We start from the raw sequence: 9,560 nt of genomic DNA, 5'->3' as shown, positions 1-9,560 counted from the left end.
ACCAACTCGACACCGCCATCGAACAGAACGGCAAAGGCGACCTCGCCGCACTCCTCGCCGGCGGCGACACCTGGACCGTCGTCGGCTGACTCCGCCGTTGGTCCCTCCGCGGCCCGCCGGCGCCATGACCCCACAGCTGCGGCGGGTCCGCGGGGCCGCTTCGCGGGAGTACGGCCACAGGGACCAGGTGGCTGCGGACGGCTGCCGGATCACCGGCCGTCTTCATCTCTGCGGCGAACGTCTCGTCGTTCTCCGGCGGGCCCCGCGGCACCCGTTCGGATATCGCTCGCCGCCCAGGTGTCGGCCGCCTCGGGCCCGAGCCCCGGGGCCCGCGGCCTGCGGCGGGTTCGCCGGCCGCGCCGGCTTCTCCTTCCGCTCGCTCGGCAGCCCGCGAAGCGGCACGCGCGACGCGTGCCCGACCTCTTCCGAATGCCGGAACCGCGAGTGCGGTCGCGGCAGCGCGATCACTGACCGCCCTCCCCCAACAGGCGCTTCAGCTCGACCTCGTCCTCGGGACTCAGCCCCTCGACGAACCGGGCCAGCACCCTGCTCCGATCACCGTCCTGATCGAGTTCACGGTGCATACGGCGGGCCGTCAGCCCGTGCGAGTCGGCCACGGGGAAATACACGAACCCCCGCTTCCCGGGGCTGCGGCTGACGGTCCCCTTCTCGCAGAGACGGGCCAGCAGAGTCGCGACAGTGGTACGAGCGAGCGGCTGCGCCATCGCGGCCCTGACCTGCGCCGCGGTCTGCGGCCTGTCCGCCGCCCACAACGCCGCGAGCACACTTGCCTCCAGCTCACCGGCAGGTCGACGCTCGCCGTCCGTGTCCGTCATCGCCTCTTCCCCTCCCCCAGCGCTCCGCAGCGCGGCAACGCGGCTTCTCCCTTCAGGCACAGCCCCTGGCCGACGCCCGCGCCCTCATTATCCAAGGCGGTCCTCACAGCCGGCCACGGAACTCGGGTTCCACCCATAAAGTTGACATGCTCACGTCATGTCAAGACGCGCCCTGGAGAACTTGACGAGGGCCGCCTTGGCCGCGCTGTAGTCGACCACGGTCGGGTCCGGGAGCCCGGCGTTGACCGAGCCGATGTTCACGACGGATCCACGACCAGACCGCTGCCCCGCGAAGCGCCCCGCCTCGGTCGACCGACTGCGTCCGCGCGCGGAGCCCGGCGGGCAGGCGCCACCGTGGACTTCTTCCGTGGCCCGCGCGGTTGCGGGCCACGGAAGAAGTCCACGAGACGGCCGGTCAGAGGCGAGACAGCCGGTCAGAGGCCGTCGGGCCACGGGAACCCGAGCTCCTCGGCACGCTCACGGCTGCCGCCGCATACCTGTGCGTAGGACTTCGGGTCCTCTTCTGCCAGCCGGCGCAAGGCGGCTGCGGCCTGTGTCTCGGGCGAGGTGCCGTCGTCCGGGACGACCCAGCGGAACTGGAGGGGGCTTTCGGCTCCTTCCGGACTGCCCGAGGCCCGCCCCGGCACGTACCAGAAGGTCACCACGGCGGTGTCGGGGTCGTCGAAGCCACTGCTGATCCAGCCTCGGTCGACATCCCATCGGCTCAGCAATTCGGGCTGCTCGATCAACCCCGCCTTGATCAGGCGGGCGATGGTGCGAGCCCTCCAGGACCAGGAGCAGTCGTTCTCCGCCCTGGCGATCTCCGTGTCGTAGGCGAGGGCGTCGAACCGGTGGGCGGGCAGCCGCGCGGCGGGTTCGCGGGAGCCCGGCATGGTCTGCCGCCAGTTCTCCCACACCACCTGGTCCGCGTCCCGCCGAATGGTGACGTAGAGCGCGCCGCAGCACCCCTCGGTGCAGTCGGCCTCCGCGAGTTGCACCTCACGAGGCTCCACCCCGGCGCGCAGCCGGCCCTCGTCCAGCAGGTAGTCAGGGTTGTGGGCGAGCCCGCGGCCGAACACCGCCGGAACCACCGGACGGCCGTCTATGAGCACACGTGCCTCGACGGGTTCCCGGTCCGCGGGGTCACCGGCCACCACTTCGACGCGGAATTCGTCGGGCGTGGCCGGGCGCTTGAACGGCTGCCGTCCGGTGCGGCGGATCCAGTCGGCTCGCGACCGCTGGTCCGCCTCGCTTCCGGCGGTGCCCGCCACCGCCCATCGGGGCTCGGCAAGCAGCCGCCCGAGCGAGTCCAGCAGTGCCTCGCGCCGCCCGGGCGGCCAGTCCAGCAGCACGCCGGTGCCGCTGCTCAGATCCAGGGCGAGCGACAGCAGCATGGCGGCGTTGTCGAGGGTGGGCGGCAGCATGTCGGCGCGGGTGACGACGCTGTCGTACACGCGGAGCGCGTCCCGGTAGGAGAGGAGGTCGGTCGGTTCGTCACGTGAGCGCCCCATCCGGACGAGCAGCGTGCCCGCGCGGCTGAGCAGGCCGGTGTCGGAGGGATGGTGGTGGAGGAGGTCGGGCAGCTGGGAGGCCTCCGCGATCCGGCGGGCGACGGCGCTGCCGACCGAGCGGCACGAGGCGGGAAGCGATATCAGCTCCGGACGGACGGCCTGCCCGTTCCCTGTCCACAGGGCGCGGACGAGCGGCTGAAGGTCGTCACGTCCGGCACGGACCGCGAGCCACAGGACGGCCGCGGATCGGCGGTCCAGGAGGTCGAGGGCGTTGACCGCCGGGCCGGTGAGATCGCGGAACAGGCCGACAACGGAGAGATACGGGACGTCCTCGGGCTCGCCGAGACGGCCCAGCAGGGCGATGCCTGCGGTGACGGTGAGCGCGGTCGTACCGGTCCGGATCAGCCCCCGTCCCAGGGCGCGGGCCCCGTCCACCTGCCCGGCTCGCAGTGGCAGCCCGGCGACGGCGGAACCGATCAGGTGCTTGTGGCGTTCCTGAACGCCGAGTCGTTCGAAGCGGCGATGCAGGGTCGCGGGGTCTGCCGGAAGGGGGGTGAGCGCTTCCCGGACGGCGCTCTTCGCCTCTTTCCATGAGAGCGGATTCTCGCCCTTGGCGGTCCTGCGAAGCAGGGAGTGACCGCGTCGCGGCGGGACTCCCCCGGGGTATTCGCGCAGCAGACGCAGCGCCTGGTCGTACAGAGCGGTCGGGGGAGTGAGCGCGCCGCGCTCTTCCTGGGCGCTCACCGGGTGAGGTGGGACTCGATTCCGTAGGTCATGTGCGCAGTTTGCCAGCCCGTCGGCGTCATGTCGAAGGAATTGGTGAGGCTGCCACGGCCGCAGCATCCACCCGGACCTGGTCGCGTTCCGCATGGACGTCCACCCGGACCACGAGACGATGGCCGTGCGGCGGCGGACCGCCGCCTGCCGCCCGCCGCCCGCCGCCCGCCGAGCTGATCTGCCGGCGGATGTTCCGGGGGCCCAGGCGTCCATGCGGCGGGCACGCCGGGACCCAGCGGATGGAACCATTCGAGCGCCAGGCACACTCTGCGTGTTGTAGTCCCTTTCACCGGAGGATGGCCCACGCATGATCACGCTCACCAAGGAAGACGGCCCCGCCGACCTGGACGGAGTGACCCACCTGTCCATCGGGGTGTCGTGGGACCCCACGGCAGGCAGCAGCGGAGGGGTCATGGGCAAGCTCCGCCTCAAGAGCGGCACCGACCTCGACCTGATCGCTGTCGCCATGCACGGCGCGGACCCGGTGCGCTTGGCCGGTCTCGATTCCCTCGACCCCATGGGCAACGGCTCCCTGATACACAGCGGTGACAACCAGAACGGACACGGCGACGGCGACGACGAGACCGTCTCGGTGGAGTTCGCACGCATCCCTGCCCACATCACGTCGATCGTCTTCGTTGCCGCCGCCTTCAAGAAGGGAAGTTCCTTCCAGAAGGCACGCAACATCAGCTTCAAGGTCTACGACGCGACCGGCGGCAGCGTCCAGCAGGTCGCGGACATCTGGCCCAGCCTGCTCAGCCAGGACAACGGCTGCGCCGTGGCCAAGGCCGTGCGGGTCGCCGGTTCCTGGAAGCTTGAAGTGATCAATGTGACGGGAAAGATCAAGCAGGGTGACGAACAGGCCCTGATGCGCTTCGCCCTGAGCAAGTAGACCCGTGACCGAGGCCGGTACCCGACTGGAGCCGACCTCCTTGGACAACGGTCCGCGCTTTGGCTGTCGCCGGCCCCCGACGCCGGCGACAGCCCGAAGAAGCAGGGAGCCCGTCAGCCACCCGCGCCGCCCCGTTTGGCGACGCGGCCCACGACGGCCGTCTCGACACGGGTGATCCCGAGGCCGACCAAGTCGCGGGAGAGGAAGTCGTAGAGGGCTCTCAGATCACGGAAGTAGGCGGCCGCGTGAAGGTTCGAGGGGCCCGTGGTCGCGAACGCCCCGTGCACCGAAGGGTGTTCTGCCAGCGCCTGCCCGGCGGCGGCCAGATGGTCGGGAGCCACGTGCAGCAATAGCTTGGCCTCGATGGGCAGCCCCAGACGGCGCGAGTCCACCTGGACCTGGGTGATCAGACGGCCCTGTGCGGCCAGTTGGGCGATCCGCCGGCGGACCGTGGTCTCCGCGTGTCCGGTGCGCACGGCCAGCTCCGAGGCGGAAAGGCGCGCGTCGGGGGTGAGCACGTCGATGAGGGACTGTTCCAGGGAATCGGTGTCGACGCCGTACGGGCCCGGGGATCCGGAAGACGTCGCGCCGGGGACCGGCCCGGCCGGGGTCAGGGCCACGCGTTCAGGTGCCGTCAGGACGTCGTGGCGCCACTCGGACGTGAGCCGGAAGACGTGCAGCACCGTGGCGCTCTCCCAGGACGTGACCGCCTGGGTGGAAGGCAGCTGGCGGAACACCAGCGGATCACGCGATCCCGGCTCGGTGCGGGCGACCGCGAAGATCTCGTCACCCGAGGTGCTGACGTCGATGAACGAGATGTCGTCGCGCGCGGCGAGCGCGGCCACGATCGTGTCCAGCCGTCCTCGCAGGACCCGGATGCGCAGGAACAGCGCCCCCGCAGAGCCGCCGTTGCGCGGCCGGGCGACAGGTGAGATCACCACACGCACGGTGCCGTCGGCCCTCAGCGCGTGCAGACGGCGGCGCACGGTCGCTGAGCTGAGGCCCAGTACCTGGGCCGCCTGTTCCGCGGTGACACGGCCGTCGCACTGCAGAGCCGCCACCAGCCGCTGGTCGGTGAGGCTCAGTACGGAATCCGCCGATACGTGTGCCATGGGGACAAGTTTCGCTCATTCCGCCGCTCTGCGACGCCCGTCTCGCTAACCGCGGCCGAGGATGGAAGTCATCCGCACCCACTCCTTTCCCTGGCTCGGGTCCGCGAACCCGGGCCAGGGACGCCCTCGAAGGAACGACCGAATCCACCACGGAGGCCGATATGCCCGCCCTCAGGGAACGGAAGAAACTCCGCTTCACCAGCGGTGACACCACATGCGCCGCATGGCACTATCCGGGGACCAACGGCGGCTGCGTGATCATGGCCGGAGGAACCGCCGTGACGAAGGAGCCGGCCTCGGACCGTTTCGCGCAGCGGTTCAACGACGCAGGCTTCGCCGTCCTCGCCTTCGACCACCGGCGGTTCGGGGAGAGCGGGGGCGTGCCGCGCCAGGTCGTACGCTTCGATGAACAACGCGCCGACTGGCAGGCCGCGATCGACTGCGCGGCGGGACTGCCCGACGTGGATCCCGACAAGATCTCGCTCTGGGGTTTCTCACTCGCCGCCGGGCACATCTTCCAAGTCGCGGCCGACAATCCACGGCTGGCCTCCGCCATCGCCCAGTCACCGCTCGTCGACGGCCCGGCACTCGCGCCACACGCGTTGCGCTCCATGACCCCTCTCGCGTTCCTCCGGCTCTTCGGCCGAGGTGTCGCGGACGCGCTCGGCAGCCTCCTCGGGCGACCGCCGTTGCTCGTCCCCACAGCGGGAGTGCGCGGGGCCGTCGCCTCGCTCACCACGCCCGACGCCATGGACGGCGACCTCGCTCTGGATCCCGACCACCGCTACCCGGACTGGGAGCAGACGGTCGCCGCCCGGATCGCGCTGCAGATCGGCGGGTACCGACCCGGACGCCACGCCCCTCGTATCCGATGTCCTCTGCTGGTGGTCGTGTGCGACCAGGACCGGAGCGCGCTTCCCGGTCCCGCGATCCGGGCCGCCCGCAACGCACCCGACTCTGAGGTGCTTCACCTCCCAGGCCGTCACTACGCCCCGTTCCTCGACGCGCACGAACAAGCCGTCGAGGCGGAGATCGCGTTCCTCCAGAAGCATCTGCGTACCCCTCCCCAGCTGCCTGGCACACGGCTGGAGCCGCCCCGGACCACACATGAGCCGGCGTCGTAGCAGGCGGTGCCCGGACGAGCGTACGGGCGGCGGGTGTGCATCGGCCGCCGCCCGGTCCGTCAGTGCTTGTGGTGGGGCTGATCGACTCGGCTCCTGGTGGAGGTGACCATCGGGTCGAGGTACTTGAACTGCCGGGTGTAGGAGCCCACCGAGATTCCCCCCACGTTCCGGGACCTGGCCAGCTGCTGGAAGGAGGTGGTCCTGGACGCCGTGGTGAGGATCCGGATCGCGCTGCGCTGGAGGTCGCCCAGGCGCATCGTGTAGGCGCCGGCGGCCGGGTAGTTGCCGGTGAGGGTGACGGTGTACGCGGTCACGGGGCTCGCGGTGTCTCCCGCGGTGGCGTGCTGCACGTTCGAGACCGTGATCGCCGCCTTCTGGGCGGCTGTCAGGGCGGAGGAGGCGAGCAGCTCCTGGACGGCCCGGTAGGCGTCGTCGACCGAGGTGTACTTCGGATGCGCGGTGTAGGTCTGGTTGTTGATCGCGTCGATGATGGTGGTGCCGGACAGCGGAGCCTTGGACAGGTCGGTCGAGGAGTCCACGGTGGACGTGACGCCGGCCGTGCCGCCGGCTGCCAGGGTGAGTCCGCCGAGCTGGAAGGTGTAGCTGGTGAAGCCGACGCTTCTCACGGTCTTGGCGTAGGCGGGCAGGCCGTTGACGTCGACGGTCGGCGTGGCCTTGACGGTCGCGTTGACGATGTCGAAGGGCCTGCCGCCGGGCTCGATGAGGTCGTTGCCGGAGTACATGGTTTTGGTGGCGCCGTGGGCGCCACCCCAGTCGGTCATGACTGTGCCCTTGAAGCCCCACTCACCGCGCAGCACGTCGGTGAGCAGGTCGTAGTCGGCGGAGGCGTAGGTCCCGTTGACCTTGTTGTACGAGCTCATGACGGACATCGGCTGGGCTGCCTTGACGGCGATCTCGAAGCCCTTGAGCTCGATCTCGCGCAGGGTCCGCTCACCCGCGATGTCGTTGCCGGAGTTGCGTGCGGTTTCCTGGTTGTTGCCGGCGAAGTGCTTGATGGTGACGCCCACGCCGGGGTTGCTCTGGACGCCCCGGGTGGTGGCGGCCGCGGTGAGTCCGGAGACGAGCGGGTCCTCCGAGTAGTACTCGAAGTTGCGGCCGTTGAGCGGGTCGCGGTGGATGTTCATGCCGGGTGCCAGCCACAGGGCGACGCCGAAGACGTTCATCTCCTTGCCGACGGCGGTGCCGACCCGATCGACCAGGTCACGGTCCCAGGTCTGGGCGAGGAGGGTGCCGATGGGCCAGGCGGTGGCGTACTGATAGGTCGTGGGGGTGGTGGCGATCTGCTGGGTGAGGCGTAGTCCCGCGGGCCCGTCGGACAGGGTCATGCTCGGGATGCCGAGGTCCTCGTGGGCGCCGGTGGTGTATCCGGCGGCCCCGACGGCTGACGCGGTGGTGCCGGGGGCGCCGGAGCCTTCCACGAGGTCGGCGAGCTGCTTCACGGAGAGTCCGGCGACGAACTGCTCGATCGAGGTCCCGCCCCTGACGACGTCGAAGAGGGTGTCGCCCGGGTCGGTACGGACGTACTCGACCTTTTCACCGGTCTTGGGGGTGTACGGGGCGCCTGTGCCTTCCCAGTCCTTCGCACCGCGGTCGAGGTGGACGGTGGTGGAGGAGACCTTCGCCCCGTCGAGGGCGTAGTAGGGCGAGGAGGACTCGACGGTCACGTCCTGTTCGTAGGCGGAGGCCTTGTTCTCGGTGTGGAACGCGCGGGGGTCGAGGGTGACGCGCCGGGCGGCGGCGATCTCCTCCTCCTCGGCGGCGTAGGTGTAGAAGTCGGCCGGGTTGCTGGAGAGTTCGGTCGCGGGCCTCTGGTCGGTCAGTTCGCTGTGGTCCTGCTCGGTCACCACGGACCTCGCCAGGTTCAGCTCGGCGGCGACGTGGGTGGTGCGGGAGGAGTTGCCGACGCGGACCAGGTAGTCGCCGTCGTCGAGGACCCAGGCGGCACGGGGTTCACTGTAGGAGGCCAGTGAGGAGGTGTTGAAGCCGATCGTCACGGTCTGCGAGGCGCCCGGGGCCAGGTCGTCCGTCTTGGCGTAACCGGCGAGCTGCTGATAGGCCTTGTCGGCGCCGGTCTGGGGGGCGGAGACGTAGACCTGCACGGTCTCCTTGCCGCTGTAGCGATGCCCGGTGTTGGTGACCTTGGCGGTGACCGTCACCCGCTTGGCGTTCGCGGTGACCCGCTGGGCCCGGATGCTGAAGTCGGTGTAGGAACCGCCGTAGCCGAACGGGTAGTTGACGACGGAGGCCGGATCGCTCCTGTTGATCGAGCGGTAGAAGGAATCGAAGTAGCGGTAGCCGACGTAGATGCCCTCGCTGTACTCCTCGGTCGCGGAGTCGCCGTCGTTGTTCGCGAACGTCCCGGAGGCCGGGTAGGCGGAATAGCTGGACGCCCAGGTGTCGGTGAGCTTCCCGGAGGGGGTGGCCGTCCCGTCGAGGACGTCGGCCAGGGCGTTGCCGCTCTCCTGGCCGGCCTGGCTCATCAGCAGCATCGAGTCGAGGGCCCGGCCGCCGGAGGAGTCCTTCTCGGCGGCGTTGATCTGCTGGTAGAAGCTCGTGTCGATGATGCCGCCGGAGTTGATGACCACGACCACGTGCTCGTAGGTGCGGCCGAGCAGTTCGAGGTCGGCCCGCTCGGTGTCACCGAGGAGGTAGTCGCCCTTGCCGGAGGAACGGTCGAACGCCTCACCGGAGTTGCGGGCGATGACGTAGACGGCGGTGCCGGTCGCGGCGGTCGGCTTCACCGTGTCCGCGGTCAGCGGCTGCTCCACGGAGGCGTAGTCGATCGCCGGGCCGAGGATGCTCCCGGAGGGGGTGCCGTACTTGGTGTCGTAGGCGCTGGTCATGGCGGACCAGTAGGCGTCGCCGGTGGTCACGCGGTAGCCGGCGTTCTCCAGGCCCTGACGGGCGGTGATGGTGTACCGGTTGTCCACGTTGCCCGAGCCGGTGCCGCCCTTGACGGTCCGGTAGGCGCCGACGCCGTAGAGGGCGATGTTGCCGGACGGCGCGATGGGGAGTGCCTGCTCGTGGTTCTCCAGCAGGACCATGCCCTGCTCGGCCGCCGTGCGGGACAGCTCGGCGTCGGCCTGCTCCAGGCTCACGGGCCGCGGGTCGGTGGCCTCCGCCTGAGCGGGAATCCACCCACCGAACATCAGCGTGGACGCCACGACCGAGGCTGCGGCGGCCACGATCATCGGTCTGATCCGGTGGTGTCGCGGAAGGAAGGTCATCGACAGCGTCCTCTCTGTCCCAGTCCGGCTGAGAGCCGGACGCAAGAGGAGGTTATGGAG

General features: G+C 70.1%; 6 protein-coding genes and 1 pseudogene. 2 read left to right on the top strand and 5 right to left on the bottom strand.

Translation table 11 applies throughout. The annotated features are described in order from the left end of the window. Positions 1–464: 464 nt before the first annotated feature. The 3 genes and pseudogenes from ACFYW8_RS40265 to ACFYW8_RS40255 form a co-directional block, all read right to left on the bottom strand. Positions 465–836, bottom strand: a complete 372-nt coding sequence (locus ACFYW8_RS40265) for a BlaI/MecI/CopY family transcriptional regulator (RefSeq protein ID WP_365878675.1) — start codon at positions 834–836, stop codon at positions 465–467. 168 nt (positions 837–1,004) lie between these two features. Then, positions 1,005–1,112, bottom strand: a pseudogene (locus tag ACFYW8_RS40260) (SDR family NAD(P)-dependent oxidoreductase); the annotation flags it as partial. Between the two features lie 158 nt (positions 1,113–1,270). After that, positions 1,271–3,091: a hypothetical protein gene (locus tag ACFYW8_RS40255; protein WP_389090876.1), complete on the bottom strand. Its 1,821-nt coding sequence runs from the start codon at positions 3,089–3,091 to the stop codon at positions 1,271–1,273. Positions 3,092–3,431: 340 nt separating this feature from the next. Between ACFYW8_RS40255 and ACFYW8_RS40250 the strand changes: the two genes are divergently transcribed. After that, positions 3,432–4,016 (top strand): TerD family protein, encoded by a 585-nt coding sequence (locus ACFYW8_RS40250; protein ID WP_365878671.1) that lies wholly within the window; start codon positions 3,432–3,434, stop codon positions 4,014–4,016. A gap of 113 nt (positions 4,017–4,129) precedes the next feature. Here ACFYW8_RS40250 and ACFYW8_RS40245 read toward each other — a convergent pair whose 3' ends face one another. Further along, positions 4,130–5,128: an Lrp/AsnC family transcriptional regulator gene (locus ACFYW8_RS40245; RefSeq protein WP_389090870.1), complete on the bottom strand. Its 999-nt coding sequence runs from the start codon at positions 5,126–5,128 to the stop codon at positions 4,130–4,132. Positions 5,129–5,289: 161 nt separating this feature from the next. Between ACFYW8_RS40245 and ACFYW8_RS40240 the strand changes: the two genes are divergently transcribed. Further along, the gene (locus tag ACFYW8_RS40240; RefSeq protein WP_389090866.1) at positions 5,290–6,252 is read left to right on the top strand and encodes an alpha/beta hydrolase; all 963 of its coding nucleotides are present in this window, start codon (positions 5,290–5,292) and stop codon (positions 6,250–6,252) included. Between the two features lie 59 nt (positions 6,253–6,311). Here the strand turns inward: ACFYW8_RS40240 and ACFYW8_RS40235 are convergent, their stop codons facing one another. After that, positions 6,312–9,500, bottom strand: a complete 3,189-nt coding sequence (locus tag ACFYW8_RS40235; protein ID WP_389090862.1) for a glycoside hydrolase family 3 N-terminal domain-containing protein — start codon at positions 9,498–9,500, stop codon at positions 6,312–6,314. Positions 9,501–9,560: the final 60 nt, after the last annotated feature.

Source organism: Streptomyces sp. NPDC002742, from assembly GCF_042888885.1.
In the GTDB taxonomy this organism is placed as follows: Bacteria; Actinomycetota; Actinomycetes; order Streptomycetales; family Streptomycetaceae; genus Streptomyces.
This window is presented reverse-complemented; position numbering and strand designations above follow the sequence as displayed.